General features: G+C 70.4%; 27 protein-coding genes. 21 read left to right on the top strand and 6 right to left on the bottom strand.

What is annotated here, in order from left to right; genetic code table 11:
- Nucleotides 1-18: 18 nt before the first annotated feature.
- Complete coding sequence (locus ABZ863_RS01215) at nucleotides 19-663, bottom strand: sigma-70 family RNA polymerase sigma factor (protein WP_358529494.1); 645 nt, start codon at nucleotides 661-663, stop codon at nucleotides 19-21.
- A gap of 189 nt (nucleotides 664-852) precedes the next feature.
- Between ABZ863_RS01215 and ABZ863_RS01210 the strand changes: the two genes are divergently transcribed.
- The 7 genes from ABZ863_RS01210 (at nucleotide 853) to ABZ863_RS01180 (ending at nucleotide 9,077) form a co-directional block, all read left to right on the top strand.
- Entirely contained in the window at nucleotides 853-2,358 is a 1,506-nt protein-coding gene (locus ABZ863_RS01210; protein ID WP_358529491.1) for an AMP-binding protein, read from the top strand.
- A gap of 7 nt (nucleotides 2,359-2,365) precedes the next feature.
- Nucleotides 2,366-2,605 (top strand): glutaredoxin family protein, encoded by a 240-nt coding sequence (locus tag ABZ863_RS01205; protein ID WP_358529488.1) that lies wholly within the window; start codon nucleotides 2,366-2,368, stop codon nucleotides 2,603-2,605.
- 37 nt (nucleotides 2,606-2,642) lie between these two features.
- A complete protein-coding gene (locus ABZ863_RS01200; protein WP_358529486.1) occupies nucleotides 2,643-4,199 on the top strand; it encodes a molybdopterin-dependent oxidoreductase in 1,557 nt (518 codons plus the stop codon).
- A 194-nt stretch (nucleotides 4,200-4,393) separates the two neighbouring features.
- Nucleotides 4,394-5,209: a redox-sensing transcriptional repressor Rex gene (locus tag ABZ863_RS01195; RefSeq protein WP_358529483.1), complete on the top strand. Its 816-nt coding sequence runs from the start codon at nucleotides 4,394-4,396 to the stop codon at nucleotides 5,207-5,209.
- Nucleotides 5,206-6,537 carry a glutamyl-tRNA reductase gene (locus ABZ863_RS01190; RefSeq protein ID WP_358529480.1) on the top strand — a complete coding sequence of 444 codons (1,332 nt, stop codon included), beginning with the start codon at nucleotides 5,206-5,208 and terminating at the stop codon, nucleotides 6,535-6,537. The genes ABZ863_RS01195 and ABZ863_RS01190 overlap by 4 nt, the downstream gene beginning before the upstream one ends.
- Nucleotides 6,521-7,471, top strand: coding sequence for a hydroxymethylbilane synthase (gene hemC, locus ABZ863_RS01185; RefSeq protein WP_358529477.1), 951 nt, complete (start codon nucleotides 6,521-6,523; stop codon nucleotides 7,469-7,471). The genes ABZ863_RS01190 and hemC overlap by 17 nt, the downstream gene beginning before the upstream one ends.
- Before the next feature lie 73 nt (nucleotides 7,472-7,544).
- Nucleotides 7,545-9,077 (top strand): bifunctional uroporphyrinogen-III C-methyltransferase/uroporphyrinogen-III synthase, encoded by a 1,533-nt coding sequence (locus tag ABZ863_RS01180; protein WP_358529474.1) that lies wholly within the window; start codon nucleotides 7,545-7,547, stop codon nucleotides 9,075-9,077.
- 42 nt (nucleotides 9,078-9,119) lie between these two features.
- On the opposite strand, the gene ABZ863_RS01175 is transcribed toward ABZ863_RS01180, so the two are convergent.
- Complete coding sequence (locus ABZ863_RS01175; RefSeq protein WP_358529472.1) at nucleotides 9,120-10,238, bottom strand: M20 family metallopeptidase; 1,119 nt, start codon at nucleotides 10,236-10,238, stop codon at nucleotides 9,120-9,122.
- A gap of 204 nt (nucleotides 10,239-10,442) precedes the next feature.
- Here ABZ863_RS01175 and hemB point away from each other — a divergent pair, with 204 nt between their 5' ends.
- The 7 genes from hemB to ABZ863_RS01140 are packed head-to-tail and all read left to right on the top strand — an operon-like array spanning nucleotide 10,443 to nucleotide 15,315.
- Complete coding sequence (gene hemB / locus ABZ863_RS01170) at nucleotides 10,443-11,414, top strand: porphobilinogen synthase (protein ID WP_358529469.1); 972 nt, start codon at nucleotides 10,443-10,445, stop codon at nucleotides 11,412-11,414.
- An 11-nt stretch (nucleotides 11,415-11,425) separates the two neighbouring features.
- Nucleotides 11,426-11,944, top strand: a complete 519-nt coding sequence (locus tag ABZ863_RS01165; protein WP_358529466.1) for a hypothetical protein — start codon at nucleotides 11,426-11,428, stop codon at nucleotides 11,942-11,944.
- Complete coding sequence (locus ABZ863_RS01160) at nucleotides 11,941-12,381, top strand: hypothetical protein (RefSeq protein ID WP_358529463.1); 441 nt, start codon at nucleotides 11,941-11,943, stop codon at nucleotides 12,379-12,381. Before ABZ863_RS01165 ends, ABZ863_RS01160 begins: the two co-directional genes overlap by 4 nt.
- 53 nt (nucleotides 12,382-12,434) lie before the next feature.
- Nucleotides 12,435-12,782 (top strand): hypothetical protein, encoded by a 348-nt coding sequence (locus tag ABZ863_RS01155; protein WP_358529460.1) that lies wholly within the window; start codon nucleotides 12,435-12,437, stop codon nucleotides 12,780-12,782.
- A 24-nt stretch (nucleotides 12,783-12,806) separates the two neighbouring features.
- On the top strand, nucleotides 12,807-14,108 hold the full coding sequence (gene hemL, locus ABZ863_RS01150; protein ID WP_358529457.1) for a glutamate-1-semialdehyde 2,1-aminomutase: 1,302 nt from the start codon (nucleotides 12,807-12,809) through the stop codon (nucleotides 14,106-14,108).
- The gene (locus tag ABZ863_RS01145) at nucleotides 14,105-14,737 is read left to right on the top strand and encodes a histidine phosphatase family protein (protein WP_358529455.1); all 633 of its coding nucleotides are present in this window, start codon (nucleotides 14,105-14,107) and stop codon (nucleotides 14,735-14,737) included. The genes hemL and ABZ863_RS01145 overlap by 4 nt, the downstream gene beginning before the upstream one ends.
- The gene (locus tag ABZ863_RS01140) at nucleotides 14,734-15,315 is read left to right on the top strand and encodes a TlpA disulfide reductase family protein (protein WP_358529452.1); all 582 of its coding nucleotides are present in this window, start codon (nucleotides 14,734-14,736) and stop codon (nucleotides 15,313-15,315) included. The genes ABZ863_RS01145 and ABZ863_RS01140 overlap by 4 nt, the downstream gene beginning before the upstream one ends.
- Before the next feature lie 88 nt (nucleotides 15,316-15,403).
- Here the strand turns inward: ABZ863_RS01140 and ABZ863_RS01135 are convergent, their stop codons facing one another.
- A complete protein-coding gene (locus ABZ863_RS01135) occupies nucleotides 15,404-16,447 on the bottom strand; it encodes a hypothetical protein (protein WP_358529449.1) in 1,044 nt (347 codons plus the stop codon).
- Nucleotides 16,448-16,581: 134 nt separating this feature from the next.
- Between ABZ863_RS01135 and ABZ863_RS01130 the strand changes: the two genes are divergently transcribed.
- The 4 genes from ABZ863_RS01130 (at nucleotide 16,582) to ABZ863_RS01115 (ending at nucleotide 21,142) form a co-directional block, all read left to right on the top strand.
- Nucleotides 16,582-17,331 carry a cytochrome c biogenesis CcdA family protein gene (locus tag ABZ863_RS01130; protein ID WP_358530460.1) on the top strand — a complete coding sequence of 250 codons (750 nt, stop codon included), beginning with the start codon at nucleotides 16,582-16,584 and terminating at the stop codon, nucleotides 17,329-17,331.
- Between the two features lie 95 nt (nucleotides 17,332-17,426).
- Nucleotides 17,427-18,935, top strand: a complete 1,509-nt coding sequence (locus tag ABZ863_RS01125) for a cytochrome c biogenesis protein ResB (RefSeq protein ID WP_358530457.1) — start codon at nucleotides 17,427-17,429, stop codon at nucleotides 18,933-18,935.
- Nucleotides 18,935-19,930 carry a c-type cytochrome biogenesis protein CcsB gene (gene ccsB / locus ABZ863_RS01120; RefSeq protein WP_358529447.1) on the top strand — a complete coding sequence of 332 codons (996 nt, stop codon included), beginning with the start codon at nucleotides 18,935-18,937 and terminating at the stop codon, nucleotides 19,928-19,930. Before ABZ863_RS01125 ends, ccsB begins: the two co-directional genes overlap by 1 nt.
- Nucleotides 19,931-19,990: 60 nt before the next feature.
- Entirely contained in the window at nucleotides 19,991-21,142 is a 1,152-nt protein-coding gene (locus tag ABZ863_RS01115; protein WP_358529444.1) for a MinD/ParA family protein, read from the top strand.
- A 4-nt stretch (nucleotides 21,143-21,146) separates the two neighbouring features.
- Here ABZ863_RS01115 and ABZ863_RS01110 read toward each other — a convergent pair whose 3' ends face one another.
- Together ABZ863_RS01110 and ABZ863_RS01105 are read right to left on the bottom strand one after the other, a co-directional pair.
- Entirely contained in the window at nucleotides 21,147-21,329 is a 183-nt protein-coding gene (locus tag ABZ863_RS01110; RefSeq protein ID WP_358529441.1) for a hypothetical protein, read from the bottom strand.
- Between the two features lie 116 nt (nucleotides 21,330-21,445).
- Nucleotides 21,446-21,655 (bottom strand): BldC family transcriptional regulator, encoded by a 210-nt coding sequence (locus ABZ863_RS01105; protein WP_110334667.1) that lies wholly within the window; start codon nucleotides 21,653-21,655, stop codon nucleotides 21,446-21,448.
- A 193-nt stretch (nucleotides 21,656-21,848) separates the two neighbouring features.
- Here ABZ863_RS01105 and ABZ863_RS01100 point away from each other — a divergent pair, with 193 nt between their 5' ends.
- Genes ABZ863_RS01100 through ABZ863_RS01090 form a run of 3 tightly spaced genes read left to right on the top strand, consistent with a single transcriptional unit; the run spans nucleotide 21,849 to nucleotide 23,683 of the window.
- Nucleotides 21,849-22,337: an Lrp/AsnC family transcriptional regulator gene (locus ABZ863_RS01100; protein WP_358529440.1), complete on the top strand. Its 489-nt coding sequence runs from the start codon at nucleotides 21,849-21,851 to the stop codon at nucleotides 22,335-22,337.
- Between the two features lie 3 nt (nucleotides 22,338-22,340).
- Nucleotides 22,341-22,625 carry a DUF4229 domain-containing protein gene (locus ABZ863_RS01095; protein ID WP_358529437.1) on the top strand — a complete coding sequence of 95 codons (285 nt, stop codon included), beginning with the start codon at nucleotides 22,341-22,343 and terminating at the stop codon, nucleotides 22,623-22,625.
- The gene (locus ABZ863_RS01090; RefSeq protein ID WP_358529435.1) at nucleotides 22,622-23,683 is read left to right on the top strand and encodes a PLP-dependent cysteine synthase family protein; all 1,062 of its coding nucleotides are present in this window, start codon (nucleotides 22,622-22,624) and stop codon (nucleotides 23,681-23,683) included. Before ABZ863_RS01095 ends, ABZ863_RS01090 begins: the two co-directional genes overlap by 4 nt.
- A 15-nt stretch (nucleotides 23,684-23,698) precedes the next feature.
- Here the strand turns inward: ABZ863_RS01090 and ABZ863_RS01085 are convergent, their stop codons facing one another.
- Nucleotides 23,699-24,574 carry a 1,4-dihydroxy-2-naphthoate polyprenyltransferase gene (locus ABZ863_RS01085; protein WP_358529432.1) on the bottom strand — a complete coding sequence of 292 codons (876 nt, stop codon included), beginning with the start codon at nucleotides 24,572-24,574 and terminating at the stop codon, nucleotides 23,699-23,701.
- Nucleotides 24,575-24,592: the final 18 nt, after the last annotated feature.

Genomic DNA, 24,592 nt, shown 5'->3' with positions numbered 1-24,592 from the left:
CGGTGGGCACGGCAGGTGTCAGAGCAGCCCTGTCGGTAGTAGCTTCGCGAGCCTGCGGACGGCCCGATGCTGTAGTGCTTTCACGGCACCCTCGTTGCGTTGCATGATCTGCGCGGTCTCCGACACCGAGAATCCCTGGATGAAACGCAGGATTATGCAGTCGCGCTGATCGTCGCCGAGATCGGCAATGCAGCGGAGCAGCTCGTCGCTGGTCGTCCTGCTGATCACCTCCTGCTCGGGACCCGCCGGGGAGCCGCCTGCGGGCAGCGCGCCTGGTTCGGTGACCTCGTCGGTGACGATCTCCAGCCGGAACCTGCTCGACTTGACGTGGTCGAGCACGATGTTGCGGGCGATCGTGGTGAACCAGGCGCCGACATCGCGGCCCTGGTAGGAGATGGACGTGATCCGGCGCAGCGCCCGCAGGAAGGTCTCGCTGGTGACGTCCTCGGCGAGGTACCGGTCGCCCACCCGCAGCAGGACGTACCGGTACACCCAGTCGACGTAGCGGTCGTAGAGCGTGCCGAAGGCCGCGGTGTCGCCACGCTGCGCGGCACGCACGAGGTCCCAGTTCTGTGCGGCGGTGGCGTCGACGGCGTCGACGGCGTCGGCGGGTTGGCGGTGCAGGGGTGCGGGACCAGCCGCGACAGCGATGGGCAAGCTCATCGTGCTGCACCTCCTCCGGGCCCGTTCCCGGCTCCGCGTGATCACTGCCACAACGTCGCTGAGCGAGCATACGCGTTGTTACCGCGAAGTAGGTAGTGGCGTTTCCGGTTGTCAGCGGCGACGCGCTCGGTCCTCCCCGAGACGGGGGATCCCACTGGCAGACTTGGCCGATACCGAAAGGGGCTGGTTGTGACCGCAGAGGCCGGCAACGTCGCGGACCTGCTCGCCACCGTCGCCAGTGACCGTCCGGAGCAGACCGCGCTGATCGACACGGTGGCCGATACCGCGCTCACATGGCCGGAAATCGACTCCGCCGCCAGCACACAGGCGCGGCGCCTTCAGGAAGCCGGCCTGCGACCGGGCGACCGGGTGGCATTGCGCCTGCCGACCTCGATCGAGTTCGCCGTCGCGTTCTTCGCGGTCACCCGGGCCGGCGGCATCGCCGTCCCGGTGTCGCCGCAGGCGCCCGACGCCGAGCTGGGGCAGGTGCTGGACGACAGCGGCGCACGGCTGCTGCTCAGTGCCGGCGCCGAGGAACTCGCCGACGGGGTCACGGTGCTGACGCCGGTCGTCGAGGTCGCGCCGGCAGAGCCGCTCATCGCCAGCGGCGGAGGCGAGGACATCGCCGCGCTGATGTACACCTCCGGCACCACCGGCGGTCCGCGCGGCGTGATGCTCTCGCACCGGGCGCTGCTCACCAATGTCGCCCAGCTACACAGCCTGCCCACCCGGCTCGCCGAGCCCGGCGACCGCGTACTCATCGCGATCCCGCTGCACCACATTTACGGGCTCGGCCCCGGCCTGCTCAGCGCCGTCGCCACGGGTGCGACGGCGGTGCTGGCTCCCCGCTTCGACGTGCACAAGGCACTCGCGGCCTGCGCGGCCCACCGGGTGAGCGTGATCGTCGGGGTGCCCGCGATGTACACCGAGTTCGCCAGGCTGCCCGCAGACGAGGTGAAGCAGGCACTGGCGACAGCGCGGCTGCTGGTCTCGGGCGCCGCACCGCTGCGGCCTGACGTGCTCGCCGCGATCCGCGCGGCGACCGGGCTGGCGGTCTACGAGGGCTACGGGCTCACCGAGGCCGCGCCGGTGGTGACCTCGACGCTCGTGACCGGCAACGCCAAGCCGGGATCGGTCGGCCACCCGCTGCCCGGGGTGGAGGTGCGGCTCGTGGACAGCGACGGCACGCCGGGCCCGGTAGCCCTCGACCCGGAGGATCCGGCTGATGCGTTCCCCGACGACACCGGCGGCACGGGGCTCGTCGCGATCCACGGCGACAACCTGCTCACCGGCTACTGGCCGGATGGGGCACATGGGCCGGATGCCGACGGCTGGTTCCGTACCGGCGATGTCGGCTACCTCGACACCGACGGCGACCTGCACCTCGTCGACCGCGCCAACGACCTGATCATCGTCAACGGTTTCAATGTGTACCCGCGCGAGGTGGAGGACGTGATCGCGGCGTTGCCGGAGGTCGCCGAGGTCGCGGTGGTCGGCCTGCTGGACGAGCGCACCGGCGAGGCGGTGAAGGCCGTCGTGGTGCCCGCGGCGGGTGTCGCGCTGTCCGAGCAGCAGGTGATGCAGGCGTGCGAGACCACGCTGGCGCGGTACAAGGTTCCCAGCACCGTCGAGTTCGCCCACGAGCTGCCGCGTTCGCCGACCGGGAAGCTGCGCCGGTTCCACGTGCGGGGATGATGGCTGCATGGCCCAGGTGACCGTGATGACCAGGAACGGCTGCTCGGCGTGCGTCCGGGCCGAGCAGGACGTCGAGCGGATCTGCGGTGAGCTCGGTGTGCCGTGGTCGGCGGCCGATGTCGACTCCGATCCGGAATGGCGTGCCGAGTACGGCGACCGCGTGCCGGTCATCCTCGTCGACGGTCAGGAACACGGGTACTGGTCGGTGGACGAGGCCCGGCTGCGAACCGCGCTGATGGCGCCATAACGCTCCTATTACCGGCGCGGCGCCGAATACTTTGGGTATGAGCGATTCCGACGCGGGCCCGCCCCGGCTGTCCGCCGCCTATGCCGCGCTCGCCGGGGTGCTCGCGCTGGCTGCCGCGCTGGCGGCGGGGCACCTGGTCGCAGCCTTCGTCGGGCGCGGTGCCTCGCCCTACCTCGCGGTCGGCAACTCGGCCGTCGACCTGTCGCCGCCGTGGTTGAAGGACTGGGCGATCCGGACGCTCGGCACCGCGGACAAACTCGTCCTGCTCAGCGGCATGGCCGTGGTGCTGGTCATGCTGGCCGTGGCGGCGGGGCTGTTGTCGCGACGCAGCTCACTGGCCGGCTCGATCGTCGTCCTCGTGCTGGCTGTCGTTGGCGGCGCTGCCGTGTTCACCCGGCCGGATCTGGGGCAGCTCGCCCTGCTCGCCCCGACCGCGAGCCTGCTGGCCGGGCTCGCCACGTTCCGCTGGCTACACGCGCGCGGCCTGCGCGCGGCGGAGGCACCTGCGCTGTCGTCGGCGGACCGGCGGCAGTTCCTCATCGGGGCCGGCGTTGTCGCGGTCGGTGCCGGTGTCGCCGGGCTCGCCGGGCAGCTGATCGGCACCACCAGGGACGCGGAGGGCTCCCGCGTCGCCGTCGGGCCGCTCAACCCGGTCCGCACGGCGCCGCCGATACCTGCCGACGCCGATTTCGCCAAGCTCGGGACGCCGACGTTCCTCACCCGGAACGCGGACTTCTACCGGATCGACACCGCGCTCGTCGTGCCCCAGGTCCGTGCCGAGGACTGGCGCCTGCGCATCCACGGCATGGTCGAGCGCGAGCTGAACCTCTCCTATGCCGACATCCGTAGCCGGCCGCTCGTCGAGCGCACGATCACGCTGTGCTGCGTGTCCAATGAGGTAGGTGGCCCGCTGATCTCCACCGCCGAGTTCGTCGGCGTCGATCTCGCCAGGCTCCTCGGCGAGGCCGGGGTGCGGCCGGGCGCGCAGCAGCTGTTCTCCACCAGCGCCGACGGCTGGACCTGCGGCACCCCCGTCGAGGTCGTACTCGAGCCCGGTCGCGGCGCACTCCTCGCGCTGGGCATGAACGGCGAGCCCTTGCCGCTCGAACACGGTTTCCCCGCCCGCATGATCGTTCCCGGCCTCTACGGGTACGTCTCGGCCACCAAGTGGGTCACCGACCTGGAACTCACCAGCTGGGAAGCGCGCAGTGCCTACTGGCTGCGACGCGGGTGGGCGCGGGAGGCGCCGGTCAAGACGCAGTCGCGTATCGACTCGCCCAAGGGCTTCGCGACTGTGCCCGCGGGCCGGGTCGTCGTCGCGGGAATCGCCTGGGCGCAACACACCGGTATCGAGAAGGTCGAGGTGCGGCTGGACAACGGGGCGTGGCAGGAAGCCGAACTGTCCACAGTGGTCAACGAGGACACGTGGCGAATGTGGCAGCTCGCCGTGGACGTCACTCAGCCCGGTACGCATCAACTGACCTGCCGGGCCACGGACAGGTCCGGCTACACGCAGACCGAGCAGCGCGCACCCGTGGTGCCGGACGGGGCGACGGGATGGCATTCGGTTGTGTTCACCATCGCGACCGGTTAGCCGCGGGTAAAAGCTGACAGACCGTCAGAAAGGGGGGACTGTGACCTCGGTCAAGGCCCTTTACCAGCCGCTTTGTGCCTGCGTTCACAAATGAACTACCGTATTGCCACGCGACTGGCGCGGCGCCGGCATCAAACACCCTCGCGCGCGTCAGGTCAAGGTTGACTTTTTCGATCTCGGTGACAGGAGCCAGGGTGGTGGCACAGCGGGGCAGGCACAACGGAGCCGCCGCGCACAAGCGCACCAGGTCACCCGGTGTGCCCGATGCCGACAACGCGCCCACCGCCGAGCTGCCGGCCGTCGCCGAGAACGGTAGCGACCAGCAGGTCCGCGCCAGGTCGATTCCCGAGGCTGCGGTCGCTCGCCTCGCCGTCTACCTGCGGGTGCTGTCCGCGATGGCGGAGCAGGGTGCCACGACGGTCTCCAGCGAGGAACTCTCCAACTCGGCAGGGGTCAACTCCGCCAAGCTGCGCAAGGACCTGTCCTACCTCGGCTCGTACGGCACCCGCGGGGTCGGCTACGAGGTCCAGGTGCTCGTCGGTCAGATCGAGCGGACGCTCGGCCTGACCCGCCAGCACCGGGTCGCCGTCGTGGGAATCGGTAACCTCGGACATGCGCTGGCCAACTACGGCGGGTTTCCCGGACGCGGTTTCCCGGTCGAGGCCCTGTTCGACATCGATCCGGACCTGATCGGGGTGCCGGTGGGCGGGGTGCCCGTGTCACACCTGGACGACATCAGGCAGGTGTGCGCCGAGCGCCAGATCTCCATCGGGGTCATCGCGACGCCGCCGGCTGCAGCGCAGACGGTGTGCGACCGGTTGGTGGCAGGCGGGGTGCAGTGCATCCTGAACTTCGCTCCGGTGGTGCTGCAAGTGCCGGAACATGTCGAGGTGCGAAAGGTCGACCTGGCTGTGGAACTGCAGATCCTGTCCTTCCACGTGGCCCGCCGGGCGGACGCCGAGGCGGCCGAGGGCCCCGTCTCGGGCAACGGGGCGGTGATGCGCTCGTGAGCATCCTGGCGATCGGGCTGTCCCACCGAACCGCCGACCTGACCACGCTGGAGAAGGCCGCCGTTCCGGCAGCCGAGGTCGGCAAGGTCCTGTACGAGCTGCAGCAGGCGGAGCACGTCTCCGAGGTCATGCTGCTGTCGACCTGCAACCGCATCGAGGTCTACGCGGTCGTCGAGACCTTCCACGGCGGCCTCGCCGGCATCACCGGCGTGCTGGCAAGGCAGGCCGGTATGGAGCCGGCCGACCTCTACGACAACTTCTACGTGCACTATGCCGGCGCCGCGGTGGAGCACGTGTTCTCCGTCGCGTCGGGCCTCGACTCGATGGTCGTCGGCGAGACCCAGATTCTCGGCCAGGTGCGGGCGGCCTACGCCGGCGCCCGCGAGGCAGGCACCGTCGGCCGTGTCCTGCATGAGCTGATCCAGACGACCCTGCGGGTCGGCAAGCGGGTGCACACCGAGACCGGGCTCGACGCGCTCGGCGCGTCCGTGGTGTCGGCGGCACTCGCCGCGGCGGAGCCGCTGGCAGGGCAGCAGGCACTGATCGTCGGCGCCGGTTCGATGGGTGCGCTCACCGCCGCCCAGCTGCGCAAGGCAGGCGTTGCGGGTGTGTCGGTGGCCAACCGCACCCTGGCCAACGCCGAGCGGCTCGCGGTTGGCGTCGCCGAGCAGGGCGTGCCTGCGAAGGCCGTGCCGATGGACCGGCTCGCCGATGCGGTCGCCAAGGCCGATGTCGTCGTGGTGTGCACTGGCGCGAAGGACGCCGTGCTCGGGATCGAGCACGTGACGCCGCGCGCCGACGCGCCGGTGGTGATCTGCGACCTCGGGCTGCCACGCGACGTGGACCCGGCCGTGGGTGACCTTGCCGGTGTCACGCTGGTGGACCTGGAGACGGTGCGCAGGCGGATGCACGAGTCCGGCAGCGGCACCACCGCCAAGCAGACCGCGAGCGCAGCGGGCATCATCCTCGACGAGGTGCGGGCCTACCTTGCCGGTCAGCGCAGCGCCGCCGTCACCCCGACCGTGACCGCGCTGCGCAACCGGGCCGCCGAGGTCGTCGACGCGGAACTGCTCAGGCTCGACAAGAAGCTGCCGGAGCTCGACGTCGACGTTCGCGAGGAGCTTGGCCGCACGGTCCGGCGGGTCGTGGACAAACTCCTCCACGCGCCGACGGTGCGCGTGAAGCAACTCGCCGCCGAGACGGCAGGCACCGACTACGCGAACGCGCTGCGCGAGCTGTTCGAGCTCGACCCGCAGGCGCCGAGCATCGTGTCCAGCCCGTCGGCAGGCGCCAAACACGAGCAGATCGACGGTGACAAGCGTGGCTGAACGTCCCATTCGTATTGGTACGCGCGGGAGCAAGCTCGCCCTCGCACAGACCGGCACCATCGCGCGCACGCTCGAGGAGGCGGGCCAGCGTGTCGAGATCGTCACGGTCTCCACGCCGGGCGACCGGTCGAGCGCGCCGATCGCCGAGATCGGCATCGGCGTGTTCACCTCTGCGCTGCGCGAGGCGTTGCTGAACAAGCAGGTCGACGTCGCCGTGCACTCCTACAAGGACCTGCCGACGGCGCCGGAGCCCGGGATCGCGCTGGCTGCCGTGCCGTTGCGCGAGGACCCGCGGGACGCGCTGATCGCCAGGGACGGGCTCACGCTGGGGGAGCTGCCGGCCGGGTCGGTCGTCGGTACCGGTTCGCCGCGGCGGATCGCGCAGCTGCGCGCGCTCGGGCTCGGGCTGGAGGTGGTCCCGATCCGCGGCAACATCGACACGCGGCTGGGCAAGGTGACCTCCGGTGAGCTGGATGCCGTTGTGCTCGCGCGTGCCGGCCTTTCGCGGCTCGGGCTGCTCGACGTGATCACCGAGACGCTCGACCCGATCCAGATGCTGCCGGCCCCCGCGCAGGGTGCGCTGGCTGTTGAGACCCGCGTCGACGACGTGGACACCGAACACCTGCTTCAGTCCATTATGGATGATGAAGCGACACGGGTCGCGGCGGCGGCCGAGCGGGCCATGTTGGCCGCGCTCGAAGCCGGTTGCAGCGCGCCCGTCGGCGCACTGGCCGATGTAGTGGAGGACCTGGATGCCGAGGGGGCCGTCGTCGAACGACTCTCGCTGCGTGGCATCGCCGCCACCGGGGTCGAAGGGGACTCCGTGCAGATCCTCCGTGCGTCGGCGATCGCCGAGAAGCACGAAGCCGACAAGCTGGGCCGTGCGTTGGCCGCCGAGTTGCTCGACCTCGGTGCCGGGGCCTTGTCGCGCTGACATTCGAGCGCATCAGAGTACGAACCTCGGCCGCGTGTGTGGTTGCGGCCGACCAAGAGGAGAGACGAAGTAGATGACCCGCGCACGCAAGACCACGGGGCGCGTCGCCTTCGTGGGCTCGGGCCCCGGCGACGTCGGACTGCTGACGGTCCGTGCCCAGGAACTGCTCGCGAAGGCCGAGCTCGTGGTGACCGATCCGGATGTGCCGGCCGGTGTGCTCGCCTTCGCCGGTCCCGAGGCGGAGGTGCGCCCGGCCGTTGGCGAGCCGGGTGACGTCGCCAAGGACCTGACCGCCGAGGCCAAGGCAGGCCGCCTCGTGCTTCGGCTGGTGTCCGGCGACCCGCTGACGCAGCCCGCCGTCGTCGCCGAGGTACAGGCCGTGGCGCGCACCAGCGCCGTTTTCGACGTCGTGCCCGGCGTTTCGCCCGGTGCGGCCGTGCCCGCCTACGCGGGCGTGGCACTCGGCGGGGCGCACACCGAGGTCGACGTGCGCTCCGACGTCGACTGGCCCGGCCTGGCCCGCACGCCCGGCACGATCGTGCTGCACGCGACGTCCAGCCACCTCGCCGAGGCGGCGTCCGCGCTCGTCGAGAACGGCCTCGCACCGCAGACGCCGGTGGCGGTGACCTCCAACGGCACCATCAACACCCAGCGCACCGTCGACTCCACGCTCGCCTCACTGGCCGCCGACGCCGGCGAGCTCGTCGGCCCGCTCGTGGTGAGCATCGGCAGCGCCGCGGGCAACCGCTCGAAGCTGTCGTGGTGGGAGTCGCGCGCCCTGTACGGCTGGAAGGTACTGGTCCCGCGGACCAAGGAGCAGGCGGGCGACATGGCCGACCGGCTGCGCAGCCACGGTGCGACCTCGCATGAGGTGCCGACCATCTCGGTCGAGCCGCCGCGCAGCCCGGCGCAGATGGAGCGCGCGGTCAAGGGCCTCGTCGACGGGCGCTACCAGTGGATCGTGTTCACCTCGACCAACGCCGTCCGCGCGGTGTGGGAGAAGTTCGCCGAGTTCGGGCTCGACGCGCGGGCGTTCTCCGGCGTGAAGATCGCGTGCGTCGGCGAGTCGACGGCCGACAAGGTGCGCTCCTTCGGGATCATCCCCGAACTGGTGCCGGCGGACGAGCAGTCGAGCGACGGCCTGCTCGCGGAGTTCCCGCCGTACGACGACATCCTCGACCCGGTGGACCGCGTGCTGCTGCCGCGCGCCGACATCGCGACCGAGACGCTGTCGGCGGGCCTGCGAGACCGGGGCTGGGAGATCGACGACGTGACCGCGTACCGCACCGTGCGGGCCGCGCCGCCACCCGCCGAGACTCGCGAGATGATCAAGACTGGTGGCTTCGACGCGGTGTGCTTCACGTCCTCGTCCACGGTCCGCAACCTGGTCGGCATCGCGGGTAAGCCGCATGCGCGCACGCTCGTGGCCTGCATCGGACCGAAGACGGCGGAGACGGCGACCGAGTTCGGGCTGCGGGTGGACGTGCAGCCGGAGAAGCCGAACGTGATCATGCTTGTGGACGCGCTCGCCGAGCACGCGGCCAAGCTGCGCGCCGAGGGCGCGCTGCCGCCGCCCCGCAAGGCCAAGCGCGCTCGCCGTTCCTGAGTGGAAAAGCCCCGTTGCTGACGGGGCTTTTCTGCTATCCGGCTAGAGCACGCACCAGGAGGTGCACACCCGTTCGAGAATGGCGACCGATTCGGTGAGCTTGCGCATGGAGCACCATTCATCGGTCACGTGTGCCTGTTCGGCTTCGCCGGGGCCGCAGATGACGGTCGGCACCATGCCCAGCGCCGGCGTCAGCACCGAGGCGTCCGTGAAGTAGCTCGCCGCGCGTGGTTCGGGGTGGCCGCCACCGGTGATCTCCCGTGCGATCTCGGCGACCGAGGCCGCCCACTCGTCGCCGGGTTCGGTCCACACCGGCGGCAGGTCGACCAGCGGCGCGAGGCGCACCTCATCGCCCGCGTGTGCGGCGAGGCCAGCCAGCACCGCACCGTGGTCCTGCCCGGCGACGGTACGCACGTCGAGGGTGGCCTCGGCGCTGTCGGGTACGGAGTTGGTGTTGAGCCCGCCGTGGAAGGTGCCCACGTTGAGCGTCGGGCCGCCCAGCACCGGGTGCGGCTTGGTGTCGAAGGCGTAGGACTCCCACCGCGTCACCGCCCTGGCGAGCTTGTACACGGCGTTGTCGCCGAGCTGCGGCATCGAACCGTGCGCGGTCACGCCCCGCGCACGCGCCGAGAGCCAGAGCGCACCCTTGTGGCCGTGTAGCACGGTGTTGCCGGTCGGCTCGGTGATCAGCAGCGGTCCGCTCGGTCTGCCCGTCAGCGACTCGGCGGCATGCCGGGCGCCGGCCGAGCCGGTCTCCTCGGCGGCAGTGAGCACGAGCCGCATGCCTGCGCGCCGTGGCCTGCCCCCCGCGACCGTGCATGCCGCGGACACGATCGCCGCGACACCACCCTTCATGTCACTCGTGCCGCGGCCGTGCAGGCGGTCGCCGTCCGGTTCGGCGTCGAACGGATCGTGCTGCCACTGCGCCGTGCCGAGGGGCACGGTGTCGACGTGCCCCGATAGGCACAGCGGCGGCGTGTCCAGATCGGTGTGCCACTCGGCGACGAGGGTGCCCCGGCCGGGCTCGTGCTCGGACACGGTCACGGCGAACCCGGCGTTCTCCAGCAGGGGCGCCACCACCGCCAGCGCGGCACTCTCGGCGTGGCCGATCGTGTCGATGGCCACGAGCTCCCGGGTCAGCCTCAGTACGTCGATGCTCATGGGCGTTCCTGCTCGCGCATACCGCCTCCGGTGTCGAGTCCCGTACTTGCAGGGTAGGGGTGATGGCGAGGTTGCGGGACCGTGCTGAGCGAGTAGAAGTGCTCCCCAAGGCCACCTTGGTTGCGTTCAACGCAACCAAGGTGGCCTTGGGGGACCTTCAAGGCGCAGCGAATGGGACTTTCGCGGCGGAGTAGCGTCAACAGGGTGTTTCCTGAGCATCGGCCCCGGCGGTTGCGGGGTACGGCGGCCATGCGACGTCTGGTCAGCGAGACCACGCTGCGGCCGCGCCAGCTGATCCTGCCCATGTTCGTGGCCGAGGGCGCCGACTCGCCGCGCCCGATCTCCAGCATGCCGGGCGTCGTCCAGCACAGCAGGGACTCGCTGCGCAAGGCCGCGGTCGAGGCCGTGCGCGCTGGTGTCGGCGGGCTGATGATCTTCGGCGTCCCCACCACGCGCGACGCGGTCGGCTCGGGGGCGACCGACGAGAACGGCATCCTCAATGTCGCCCTGCGTGAGCTGCGGGCCGAACTCGGTGACGACACGGTGCTGATGGCCGACACGTGTCTTGACGAGTTCACCGACCACGGTCACTGCGGGGTGCTCGATGCCGAGGGCAGGGTGGACAACGACGCGACGCTGGATCGGTACGCCGAGATGGCACTGGCCCAGGCCGCCGCGGGAGCCCATCTGCTCGGGCCGAGCGGCATGATGGACGGCCAGGTCGGCGTGATCCGGCGTGCGCTCGACGACGCCGACTACTCCGAGGTGGGCATCCTCGCCTACTCCGCGAAGTACGCGAGCGCGTTCTACGGACCGTTCCGCGAGGCCGTCGACTCGCAGCTGAAGGGAGACCGCAAGACCTACCAGCAGGACCCCGGCAACGCCCGCGAGGCGCTGCGGGAGATCGAGCTGGACATCGCCGAGGGTGCCGACGCGATCATGGTCAAGCCGGCTCTGTCCTACCTGGACGTCATCAGCGCGGCAGCCGAGGCCTCACCGGTCCCCGTTGCCGCGTACAACATCTCCGGCGAGTACGCGATGGTCGAGGCGGCCGTCGCGAACGGCTGGCTCGAACGGCAGCGCACGGTGCTCGAGGTGCTCACCTCGATTCGCCGCGCGGGCGCCGACATGATCCTCACGTACTGGGCGGCCGAGGCGGCTGCCTGGCTGGATTAGAGTGCGCAACCGTGACTGACTCAGACGAATCGGACGAGCAGCGGCCAGCGAAGGCGCTGCCGCCCGCAGCGCCACTGCCGGACGGGGACCCCACGCGAGTGCACCCGCCGACGGCGGTGACGGTGTCCTTCGGGCTGTGGCTGCTCGCCGGGCTCGTGCTCATCCTCGGATTCGGGCTGACGTTGACGGCCCGGCAGCAGATCATCGACACGCTGATCGAGATGAACAACGACCAGCGGATCACCAACGACCAGATCGCCTCGGGCACCACCTCGCTGCTGTGGACCCTGTTCGTCGGCGCGATCGTGTTCGGGGTGCTGTTCGGGCTGTTCGCCTACAAGACGCGGGAGGGCACCCGCTCGGCGCGCACCGTGCTCACCGTGCTGGCCGCGGTCGTCCTGATCTTCCAGGTGGTGCTGTTCTCCAACCTGGTCACGCTCGCGTCCGCGTTGGTCACGATCGTCGCCACGGTGCTGTTGTACCTGCCGAACGTGCAGGGCTACTTCGCGAAGCCGTCGAAGGCGCTGTGACCACGCAGCTGTACGCCGAGCCGGGAGCGAGCCGGCGGCCACTGCTGTACGGGCCGCTGTTCGCGCTCGCCGGCTTGGGGGTCGAGCTGCTGATCGGCGACCGCCCGCACACCGTGATGTGGGTGATCGTCGGCCTCGGCCTGCTGTGGCTCACGGCGGTGTGGGTATTCGCCCGGCGCCGTTTCCTCGTCGTCCGCGTCACCACCACCCACCTGACGCAGGGGCGAGAACACCTGAAGATCGCCGACATCGCCGCCCTGCCGGACGGCGAGGCACCGGCAGGCGCCAGGGTGCTCGGCGGGGGCGTCAGCGTGCCGCGCAAGTACGCGGAGGTGCCGGTGCGGCTGGCCGACGGGACGGTCGTGCTGGCGTGGGCGAGCGACGCCGACGCGTTGCGTGCCGCGCTGCGGAAGGCCAGGAAGTCATCGAAGCAATGAAGGCACAGGGTGCCCTCACCGCGGCCACACCCGGTGCTGCGAAAATCCTCGGCGTGAGCGACGTCGTCTGGCCCGCGGTGCCCGGTTACTCGAACAAGCCGCTACACCAGCCGTGGCGGGTTCTCGTCGCGGTCGCCGAGTGTCTGGTGGCCGCGCTCTCGGTCTGGGGCGCGCTCGCCTGCTGGGCGGCGTCGCAGACCACGGTCTCGGTCCGGCTCGACGACGGCACCCAACTGGTCTCCTACATCTACGCAGGCAACTGGGTCGGTCTGGCCATCGGCCTTGCCGGGCTCGCCGGGATCCTCGTGCTGGACGCCGTCCGCCAGTTCTCCCTCGGTGTGCGCACTCGCCGTCGCAAGTACCGCAAGTCACGCGAGAACGGGCAGGCCGCAGCCGCCTGAGCCGGCTTTGCGAGACTGGCAGCCGTGACAGGAGTCGAGCAGTCCAAGTCATGGTTCGGGCGGGCCTCCGCGGCCACGCCCGGCGGTGTCAACTCGCCGGTCCGCGCGTTCGCGGCGGTGGGCGGCACGCCCCGCTTCATGGTGCGCGGCGAGGGACCGCACCTGTGGGATGCCGACGGCAACCGCTACGTCGACCTGGTGTCGTCGTGGGGGCCCATGATCCTGGGCCACGCACACCCCGACGTGGTGCGGGCGGCGCAGGATGCAGCGACGTCCGGCCTGTCGTTCGGCACACCGACCACGGGTGAGGTCGAGCTGGCCGAGGAGATCATCCGCCGGGTCGAGCCGGTCGAGCAGGTGCGCCTGGTCAACTCCGGCACCGAGGCGACGATGAGCGCCATCCGGCTGGCCCGTGGGTTCACCGGCCGCAGCAAGATCATCAAGTTCGCCGGGTGCTACCACGGCCACGTCGATGCGCTGCTGGCCCAAGCTGGCTCCGGCGTCGCGACGCTGGGCCTGCCGACCTCGCCGGGTGTCACCGGCGCGCAGGCCGCGGACACGCTCGTCCTGCCCTACAACGACATCGACGCGGTGCGGAAGTCCTTTGCGGACAACCCCGACTCGATCGCCGCGATCATCACCGAGGCCGCGGCAGGCAACATGGGTGCGGTGGCGCCGCTGCACGACTTCAACGCCCAGCTGCGCGAACTCGCCAACGCGCACGGTGCCCTGCTGATCATGGACGAGGTCATGACCGGTTTCCGGGTGTCGGCCGCCGGCTGGTACGGCCTGGAGGGCGTTGCCGGCGACCTCTACACGTTCGGCAAGGTCATGTCCGGCGGGCTGCCCGCCGCCGCGTTCGGTGGCCGCGCCGACGTGATGGCCAGGCTCGCGCCGAGCGGCCCCGTCTACCAGGCTGGCACGTTGTCCGGTAACCCGGTCGCGGTCGCGGCGGGCCTGGCGACCCTGCGGGCTGCGGGGGAGCCGGTCTACCAGGCGCTGGACGCCAACGCGCGACGGCTCGGCACGCTGTTCGGCGAGGCACTGACCGCCGCCGGTGTCGCCCACACCGTGGCGTTCGCGGGCAACCTGGTGAGCGTGTTCTTCACCGACCGGCCCGTGCACGACTACGCGGCCGCCGCGGCCAGCGAGACGTGGCGCTTCCCGCCCTTCTTCCACGCACTGCTCGACAACGGCGTCTACCCGCCGCCGAGCGCGTTCGAGGCGTGGTTCGTCAATGCCGCCATGGACGACGCCGCGTTCGAGGTGATCGAGGCCGCGCTGGTGCCGGCCGCACGCGCAGCGGCTGCGGCGGAGCGGCCATGACCGCGCGCACGATCGTCCACCTGCTGCGGCACGGCGAGGTGGAGAACCCGGACGGTGTGCTCTACGGGCGCATGCCTGGCTTCTTCCTGTCCCAGCGGGGCAGAAAGCAGGCGCTCACGGTCGCCGAGGCACTGGCGGGGCACGGCCTGGTGCACGTAGTCGCCTCGCCGCTGGAGCGGGCGCAGGAGACCGCGGCACCGATCGCGGGCGCGCACCGGCTCGACATCGCCACCGACGAGGGGCTGATCGAGGCGGCGAACCAGTTCGAGGGCCTGCGGGTGGCGGTCGGCGACGGCGCGCTGCGCCAGCCACGGCACTGGCCCAAGCTGCGCAACCCCATCCTGCCGTCGTGGGGTGAGCCCTATGTGGACATCGCCCACCGGATGCTGGGCGCGGTGTACCGGGCACGAGCCGAGGCGGAGGGGCGCGAGGCGCTGTGCGTGTCCCACCAGCTGCCGATCTGGACGCTGCGCCGGTTCCTGGAGGGCAGGCGACTGTGGCACGATCCGCGTAGGCGGCAGTGCTCGCTCGCCTCACTGACCAGCCTGGTGTTCGACGGCGAGCAACTCGTCGACATCGTCTACAGCGAGCCGGCCGGAACGACGGACCCCATGGTGACCGGCGCATGAAACCCCGCAGGATCCTCGCTCTGCTGCTCGGCGCGGTGCTGCTGCTCGCAGGCTGCACGACCGGCAGCGACGCCGTCTCGCGCGGGAGCAGCTTCACGTTCGTCTCGCCCGGCGGCCAGACCGACATCTTCTACGAGGGCGCGGACCGGCAACCGATGCCCGAACTGTCCGGTGAGGACCTGTTCGACGAGACCAAGCAGATCTCGGTGGCCGACTACCGCGGCAAGGTCGTGGTCATCAACATCTGGGGACAGTGGTGTGGCCCGTGCCGCGCCGAGGCGCCCGAGATGCAGCAGGTGTACGACCAGCTCAAGGATCAGGGCGTGCAGGTGCTCGGCATCGACGTGCGGGACCTCGACCGCTCGGCGCCGCAGGACTTCGTGCGCAACCGGAGCCTGACCTACCCGTCGATCTATGATCCGTCGGGCCGCTCACTGCTGCAGCTGTCTGGTTACCCCCGCAACGTCGTGCCCTCGACGATCATCGTGGACAAACAGCAGCGCGTGGCCGCGATCTTCCTCCGCCCGCTGCTTGCCTCCGATGTGACACCTGTCGCGCAACGCCTGCTCCAGGAGTAATAGCCGCGAGTCCCCCGCTCCAGCTCGCGAGTCCCCCGCTCAGGCGCCCGAGTTGCCCGCTCCGGAGCGCGAGTCTCCCGTTCGGACGTCAGCGACCGGCGTGCGCGAGGTGCCGAGACGGGCTGGCGGCGCGCCGCCAGACGTCCAGCAGCCGGGCCGCGGAGCCACCGACCGGGCCGACGGCGTCGGCGAGCACGTTCGCTGCGGGCAACCGTGCGTCGCCCACTGCCTGGACCGCGGCCGCCGGGTCGCCGATCGTCGACGAGCACACGGCGAGCAGGTAGTCCGGCACCGTCAGCGCCGGGTCCGTGCAGCCCACCACCGGCGTGCCGACGGCGGTGATCAGCGGGAACACCGTGCCGGGGATACCGATCGCGACCTCGGCCCTGGCCGAGGCCTGCACGGTGGCGACATCGCTGATCTCGTACCGATCCCACAGCGAGCGGTCCTCCCGCGGGTGCAGGCCCACCAGAATCCGCTTGCCCGCCGCTGCGAGCTGCTCCGCCGCTGTCAGCAGCAGTTCGGTGCCTGGCGCCGCCCCGCCGGTGCCGTTGGGGCGGGTGACGCTGGTGACGACGAGGACCAGATCCGTCTCGGGCGCCCGGCGCGGCAGGTTGTCGGTCTGCGGGGAGCCGACGACCCGGATGCGCCGGTGCGTGCCGAGGTAGCCGCCGAAGGCGCGGGACTCGGCGGGTGAGGACGACGTGATCGAGCGCAGCCGGCCGCGCAGGCGGCGCGCCAGCGGGGCCTCCGCCGGGCCGAGGTAGGCAAGCGAGCTCGCCGCCAGCGGCAGCCGGCGGAACCGCTCGGCGCACTCCACCGGCCAGTCCCCGGCGCCGGTCACCACCAGCAGATCGGCGCCGCGCAGCGTGTCCGGGGTCGCGACCGGCACCGGCTCGCCCGGAGCGATGTTCGACAGGTCCGGCACCAGCTGGGTCAGCTGCCAGCCCCGGCGCGCTGCCTCGCTGAGCAGCGGTTTGACGTGGTAGGTCCCCCATGGCTCGTTCGTCGCGACGGCGATCCGCAGTGGACGGTGCGGGTGTGCCCCTGCGACGCCTCCGAAGACGACGAGGCCGGCGCCGCCGAGGGCTCCGAGCACGGCAGCGCGACGCGAAACGAGAGAACCGTTCATGATCGCCAACGTAGCGACGGCGCGTGAACGGTGCGCGTCCGGCAGGTGGAGATCGGCAGAGTCGCAGGTAGCCCGCTGACTTCACAGGAAACGCATTCCTTACGCTGAGGGTCGTGAATCCGACCGAGCTGGCGATGTCGGGCCCGCTGCTGCTCGCCGCGGCGGTGGCTTTGCTCGCCGGTACCGTCTCGTTCGCCTCTCCCTGCGTGGTGCCATTGGTGCCCGGTTACCTGGCCTACCTCGCCGCGCTCGTCGGGTCGGACGCCCCCGCCGTGAACCCCGACGAGAGCCGCAAGCGTGGCCGCCGGGCCGTCGTCGGCGCCACCGGCCTTTTCGTACTCGGCTTCACGGTGGTCTTCACCGCAGGTGTCGGCAGCATCGTCTGGCTCGCCGACGCACTGCTTCTCAACGAGCAGACCCTGCAACGCATCGGCGGCGTGCTGACGATCGCGATGGCGCTGGTGTTCCTCGGGCTCATCCCGGGCCTGCAACGCGACGTCCGCTCGCACTACGTGCCGCGTGCCGGACTGTGGGGCGCGCCCGTGCTCGGTGCCGTGTTCGGTCTGGGGTGGACCCCGTGCATCGGTCCGACGCTGTCCGGTGTGCTCGCCGTCGCGGCCGGCAGCGGCGGCACCGGCGCACGTGGCTTCCTGCTCGTCCTGGTCTACTGCGTCGGTCTCGGACTGCCCTTCCTGCTCATCGCCGCCGGTGCCAGGTGGGCGGTCGGCGCCACCGACTGGCTGCGCCGCAACGGCCGCCAGGTGCAGGTCTTCGGCGGTGTGCTGTTGCTCGCGGTCGGCATCCTGCTGGTCACCGGGTTGTGGGCGGAGCTGACCGGCTGGCTGCGGGATGCCTTCATCACCAACACGGAGCTCCCACTGTGACGAGCACGCTGAGCCCCGAGCACAAGGAGTACCGCCACACCCGCACGCGCAGCGTTCTCGCGTTCCTGCGCAACACCTGGCGCGGGCTCACCTCCATGCGCACCGCGCTGATCCTGCTCTTCCTGCTCGCACTCGCGGCGCTGCCGGGCGCCCTGCTACCGCAGCGTTCGCTCAACGAACCCAAGACACTGGAGTACATCAGCCAGCATGGCTGGTGGGGTCAGGTGCTGGACCGGCTGCAGTTCTTCGACGTGTACTCCAGCGTCTGGTTCTCGGCCATCTACCTGCTGCTGATGGTCTCGCTCGTCGGCTGCCTGCTGCCCCGCAGTGTCGACTATGTCCGGTCGATGCGGGCCAAGCCGGTGCTCACCCCACGCAACCTCGCGCGGATGCCACACCACGCGCGGGCGGAGACCGACGCCGAGGTCGGCGACGTGATCTCGGCGTCGAAGTCCCGTCTCCGCGGCTGGCGGGTCGTCGAGCGCGAGGAGAACGGCGGCGGCCGCAGCATCAGCGCCGAGCGCGGTTACCTGCGGGAGACCGGCAACCTGCTGTTCCACTTCGGCATGCTCGGCGTGATCGTCACGTTCGCACTCGGCGCCATGTACTCCTACGAGGGCCAGGTGATCGTCCTCGCCGACGGCGACGAGTTCTGCAACGCCGGCATCTACAACTACGACTCGTTCAACCCGGGGCTGCGCGTCGACGGCACGGAGCTCAACCCGTTCTGCGTGCGGGTCAACGACTTCAAGGCGACCTACGCGCCGACCGGACAGCCGGTGGGCTACGAGTCGAACATCCAGTACCAGTCCGGTGCCGATCTCGACAGCCGCACCTGGCGCCCGTACCACCTCCAGGTCAACGAGCCGCTGCGCACCGCGGGCGACCGGGTCTACCTGCTCGGCCACGGCTACGCGCCGACGTTCACGGTCACGTTCCCGGACGGCAGCCAGCGCACCCAGACGATCCAGTGGCGGCCGGTCGACCAGATCACCATGCTCTCGGAGGGCGCGACGAAGTTCGAGCGGCCCGACGTCACCGACTCCGAGCAGCGCCGCAAGAGCCAGCTCGCGATCACCGGTCTGTTCGCGCCGACCGCCGCGCTGCAGGGCAACATCCTGACCTCGTCGTTCCCCGAGCTCACCGACCCCGCCGTCGCGGTGGACGTCATGCGCGGTGACCTCGGGGTCGACTCCGGCCGTGGCCAGTCGATCTTCGAGATCGACCAGTCCATGGTCGACAACGGGCGGTTGCAGCGCGTCGCGCGGGAGAACCTCGGCCTCGGCCAGGAGCTGACACTGGACGACGGCACCCGGGTGCGCTTCGACAGCGTGCAGCCGTGGGTGTCGCTGCAGGTCTCGCACGATCCCACGCAGGTGTGGGTGCTGGGCTTCGCCGTCGCGATGTTCGTCGGGCTCGGCGGGTCACTGTTCGTCAAGCGACGCCGGCTGTGGGTACGGGTGACCCCCGTAGCGGACGGCGACGACAAACGACATACTGTAGTAGAAGTCGGCGGGCTCGCCCGCACAGATCAAGCCGGATACGGCGAGGAGTTCACCAGGATCGCGGGTGACCTCCTGACTCGCGACAGAAGGGCACCTTGATGCCGGTCAACGAGACGTTGTCGCAGTACAGCGACTGGTCCTACACCACGACCGTAGCGGTGTACGTGCTGGCGATGGTGTTCTTCCTCATCGAGCAGTCCTTCGGCCGCCAGGGCAGGCAGGCCGCCGCGCGGACGAAGGAACGTGCCCGCGAGCTCGTCGGTGCGGGTGGTGCACCGGTGACGAGCAGCCCGGCCACTCCGCCCGCGAGCGGAACCACGCAGGCTCCCGGCGGACGGTCGCGTGCGGAGCGCTTCGGCCGGATGGGTGTGGCGCTCACCGTGCTCGGTGTCCTGCTGCACTGCTCGGCGCTCGTGCTCCGCGGCCTGGCGACCAGCCGCGTGCCGTGGGGCAACATGTACGAGTACATCATGGCGGTCTGCCTGATCGCGGTGGTCGCCTGGCTCGTCATGTTGCGCAAGTTCCCCGTCCGGCACCTGTCGATGTTCATGCTGCTGCCGGTCGTGATGCTGATGTTCATCGGCGGCACCTGGCTCTACTCGGTGGCAGCGCCACTGCAGCCCGCGCTGCAGTCCTACTGGCTCGTGATCCACGTGTCCGCGGCGGCGGCGTCCTCGGGCGTGTTCCTGGTGCCCGGTGTGGCGAGCATCCTGTACCTGATCCGCTCGCGGAACGAGAGCAACCCGGCCAAGTTCGCACGGTTCGCGCCGAAGCTGCCCTCGCTCGACGTGCTGGACCGCATTGCCTACCGCACCACCGTGTTCGCCTTCCCCGTGTTCACCTTCGGTGTCCTGTGTGGAGCGGTCTGGGCGGAAGCCGCCTGGGGCCGGTTCTGGGGCTGGGACCCCAAGGAGACGGTAGCGTTCATCGCGTGGGTGATCTACGCCGCGTACCTGCACTCGCGGGCGACGGCGGGATGGCGTGGCCGGCGCGCCGCCATGATCAACGTGGTTGGCTTCGCGGCGACCGTGTTCAACCTGTTCTTCGTCAACCTCGTGACCACCGGTCTTCACTCGTATGCCGGAGTCGGCTGACGCTCGTCGGCGGCTGCGGCTACCGTCGCACATGACAGCGACGACCGGAGGAATGACGCGGTGACCGGACCCATCGATCCGAACGGGCAAGAGCCGCCGCTTTACTCCGAGGCGAGCACGGATTCAACCCAGCACCCCGGCCTGGCCGCTCAGCAGTACCAGCAGCCGTACCCGCCGCCGCAGCCCGGCTACGACCCCAACCTGCCGCCGCTGCACCCTCAGCAGTACGAGCAGCCGCTGCCACCGCTGCCGCAGCCGCAACGCGGCAGGCAGCCCGCAGGCAGCTCCGCCGACCTCACCGGAGCCCAGCTCGTCCGGCGGATGCGGCGTACCCCGCAGTCGGGCTGGCGCAAGGCCGTCTATGTGGGTACGGGCAAGCTGATCAACCCGGGGGAGAGCCCGGCCGACCGCAGGCGGCGGGAGCTGATCTCCAGGGTCAACCAGCCGCTGCGCGGCTGCTACCGGATCGCGATGCTCAGCCTCAAGGGTGGCGTCGGCAAGACCACCACCACGACCACGCTCGGCTCGACCTTCGCCTCGCTGCGCGGGGACCGGGTGATCGCGGTGGACGCCAACCCCGACCGGGGCACCCTCTCGCAGAAGATCCCGATCGAGACCACGGCGACCGTGCGGCACCTGCTGCGGGATGCCGATCGGATTACGCGCTACAGCGATGTGCGGGCCTACACCTCACAGGGCCCCAGCCGGCTGGAGATCCTCGCCAGCGAGCAGGATCCCGCGGTGTCGGAGGCCTTCTCGGAACACGACTACCGGCGCACCGTGGCGTTGCTGGAGCACTTCTACAACATCGTGCTCACCGACTGCGGCACCGGCCTGATGCACTCTGCGATGAAGGGTGTACTCGACCTGGCGGACGCGCTGGTGATCGTGTCGTCGGGTTCGGTGGACGGGGCCCGCAGCGCATCGGCCACTCTGGACTGGCTGGAGGCCCACGGTTACGGCGAGCTGGTCACGAGGTCGGTGACGGTGATCAACTCGGTGCGGCCGAAGGCGGGCTCGGTGGATCTGGACAAGCTCGGCGCGCATTTCGCCGCGCGCACTCGCGGTGTGGTGCGGATCCCCTTCGACCAGCATCTGGAAGAGGGCGCCGAGATCGAGCTGGATCGCCTGATGCCAGGCACGCGGCTCGCACTGCTCGAGCTCGCTGCGACGGTGGCCGACGGTTTCGCGGCCGACCGCCTGATCCGCTGAACCGTTACTTGCCGCCGTCCTCGTCCGGCTTCTTGTGCTGCTCGCCGAGCCGGCGAAGGAAGTCAGGGTCGTCGTCCGGGGCGATGGGGCTCTGACGTGTCGGTACGCCGACCCGTTCGGCGCCGATGACTCGCCACAACAGGACAGCGATGGTGAGCGCGCCGACTGCCGCGAGCAGGTAGAGCATGCTCGCTCCCTTCCGAAGTGCTGCGCCAGATGCGATTGCTGCCCTCGAGGTTAACCCTTTTGCCGGATTTTGGGTCGGAGGGTGCCCAGCGTTGCCGCATGGGCACCCTCCGGCGGTCAGGCGCGCTTCGGCTCGCTGGCGTCAGTCGTCAGCTCAGCCAGCAGCTCGTTGACCTCGGACTCGCGGAACCGGCGATGCCCTCCTGGGGTGCGAATCGAACCGATCCGGCCCGCTGTAGCCCAACGGGTCACCGTCTTCGGATCGACTCGGAACAACGCGGCGACCTCGCCCGGTGTCAGTAGCCGTCCTCCCGTGGTCGCGGTCACTTTCCGCCTCCTTCACACCTTCAGTGCTATACCGGGTGCGCGTCGGGCAAGCTTGCCGCCGTGCCCGGTCCTCAACGGCGCAATCGTTGCACTTCCCCCGCCGGGTACTCGAACGGTTGTCAAAGGGTAAAGAGGTAGTAAGGGGCAAATGGGTCGGTTCGGACAGGTGCCGCCGACCGCTAGCCTCTTTCTCGTGGATCGAGTCGACCGCAAGATCATCGCTGAGCTCCGCGACAACGGGCGGGCCACCTACGCCGAGCTGGGCAGAGCTGTTGGGCTTTCACCGTCGTCGGTACACGAGCGTGTCGGCAAGCTGGAGGCAGCTGGCGTGATCACCGGCTACCACGCGGTGGTCGACCCGGGTTCCGTCGGACTCGGTGTCACCGCCCTCGTCGGCATCCAGCCCACCGACACCGCCTCCGACGACGAGGTGGCGGTGGCGCTCGGTGAGCTGCCGGAGGTGGAGAGCTGCTACGCGGTGGCCGGCGACGAGGCCTTCGTCGTCAAGGTGCGGGTGGAGACCGTCGACGAGCTGGAGCGCTCGCTCGGCAGGCTCCGCCGCATCGACGGCGTCGCCCGCACGCGCACCACCGTCGTGTTGTCGACCCGCTTCGAGGGCCGGCCCAACAACACCGGGCTCGACCTGCCGGAAGGCGGCGGGCGCGGCGGCGTAGCCTCCTAGAACGTGAGTGAACGACCGGGTGCGCACCTCGCCCGCGACCTGAGCCTGTACGTGCTGGCGCGCTTCGCGCTGGTGGCCGTACTGGCCGCTCTGCTGACGCTGGCCGGCGTGCCGCTCCTCGTGGCGCTCGCGGTCGGTCTGGTGGTCGGCCTGCCGCTGGGGCTGCTGTTGCTCCGCAGGCTGAACGGGCGTGTCACCGCGGGGCTGGCTGCGCGCAACGAGCACAGGGCGACCGAACGCGCGAAACTGCGGGCCCAGCTGCGTGGTGAGAGCTCGGAGCGCGAGTGAACGACGCCTGGGTGCGCGAGGCCATCCGGATCATCGAGGCCGATGCGAACCGCAGTGCGGACACGCACCTGCACGTGTTCCCGTTACCGCCGGAGTGGGGCATCGACCTCTACCTCAAGGACGAGTCGGTGCATCCCACCGGTTCGCTCAAACACCGGCTCGCGCGTTCGCTGTTCCTTTACGGTCTGGTGAACGGGCAGATCGGCCCGGATACCACGCTGATCGAGGCCTCCAGCGGTTCCACGGCCGTCTCCGAGGCCTACTTCGCGCGGATGCTCGGCCTGGAGTTCGTCACGGTCGTGCCGCGCAAGACCAGCCAGGAGAAGATCGACCTCATCGAGTTCTACGGCGGGCGCTGCCACTTCGTCGACGTGCCGTTGGCGATGTACACCGAGGCCGAGCGGCTCGCGGCCGAATGCGGCGGGCACTACCTCGACCAGTTCACCTACGCCGAGCGAGCCACCGACTGGCGCGGCAACAACAACATCGCCGAATCGGTGTTCTCGCAGATGCGCTCCGAGCGGCACCCCGTGCCGTCGTGGATCGTGGTCGGCGCGGGCACCGGCGGTACGAGCGCGACGTTCGGCCGCTACGTCCGGTACCGCAGGTATCCCACCAGGATTGCCGTTGTCGATCCGGAGAACTCGGCGTACTTCGGCGCCTGGGAGACCGGTGCGCGCGACTACGGCACCGGGATGCCCTCCCGGATCGAGGGCATCGGCAGGCCGCGCGTCGAGCCGTCGTTCGTGCCCTCGGTGATCGACGAGATGTTGCAGGTGCCGGATGCCGCTTCGCTCGCCGCGATCCGGCTCCTGCGGCAGCGCACCGGCCACTGGGCGGGCGGCTCGACGGGAACCAACCTGTGTGGTGCCTTCACCGTCATCGCCCGGATGCTGGCGCGCGGCGAGCGGGGCAGCGTGGTGACCCTGCTGTGCGATGGCGGGGAGCGCTACGCCAACACGTACTACAACGACGCGTGGGTCGCCGAGCAGGGCCACGACCTCGCCCCGCACCTCGCCGCGCTGGATCGCTTCCTGGAGACCGGCGAGCCCGGCTGAGGTGTTGCGGGGCTCTCAGGCTGCGATCGCCAGTGCCGCGCCAGTCAGCACGGCCCAGGCGAGCATCGCCATGCCGGTGTCGCGCAGCACCGGGATCAGTGCGCGGCCCGCGCCGCCGCCGGTGATGGTGCGCACCGGCACGAACAGCAGCGGCGCGGCGAGCAGCCCGGCCAGCGCCGTTGGGTGGGCGATCCCGAGCGCAACGGTGATCACGAACGGCACGGTCACGAGCACCAGGTACAGCCGGCGGGTGCCGCCGTCGCCGAGCTTGACGGCGAGCGTCCGTTTACCCGCTTCGCGGTCGGTCGGGATGTCGCGCAGGTTGTTGGCGACCAGCACCCCCGTTGACAGGCAGCCGACCGCCACGGCGCAGCCGAGCGCCACCCAGCTCAGCGTGCCGGCCTGGACGTAGACGGTGCCGAGCACGGCGGCGAGTCCGAAGAAGACGAACACCGCCACCTCGCCCAGCCCGGCGTAGCCGTAGGGCCGCGCGCCGCCGGTGTAGAACCAGGCACCCGCGATGCAGACCGCGCCGAGTACGAGCAGCCACCAGGTGCCCGTCGCGGCGACCAGTACGAGCCCGAGTACCCCGGCTGTGCCGAGCGCGGCCAGCGCGGCGCCGAGCACCACCTTCGGCTGCGCGACCCCCGAGCCGACCAGCCGCAGTGGTCCCACCCGGTGCGTGTCGGTGCCGCGGATGCCGTCGGAGTAGTCGTTGGCGAAGTTGACCCCGATGATCAGCGCCAGCGCCACGAGCAGCGCCAGCAGGGACTGCCACCACGAGAACGCACCGAGCTGTGCTGCAGCGCCCATCCCGGCGACAACAGGGGCGACGGCGTTCGGCAACGTCCGCGGCCGTGCCCCCTCGATCCACTCCGCAACTGTTGCCATGCCGCCATTCTTCGCCAT

The sequence above is a fragment of the Saccharomonospora sp. NPDC046836 genome (assembly GCF_040645195.1).
Taxonomy (GTDB): domain Bacteria; phylum Actinomycetota; class Actinomycetes; order Mycobacteriales; family Pseudonocardiaceae; genus Prauserella_A.
Note: the sequence above shows the minus strand (reverse complement) of the source record. Positions and strands in the feature narration are given on the sequence as shown.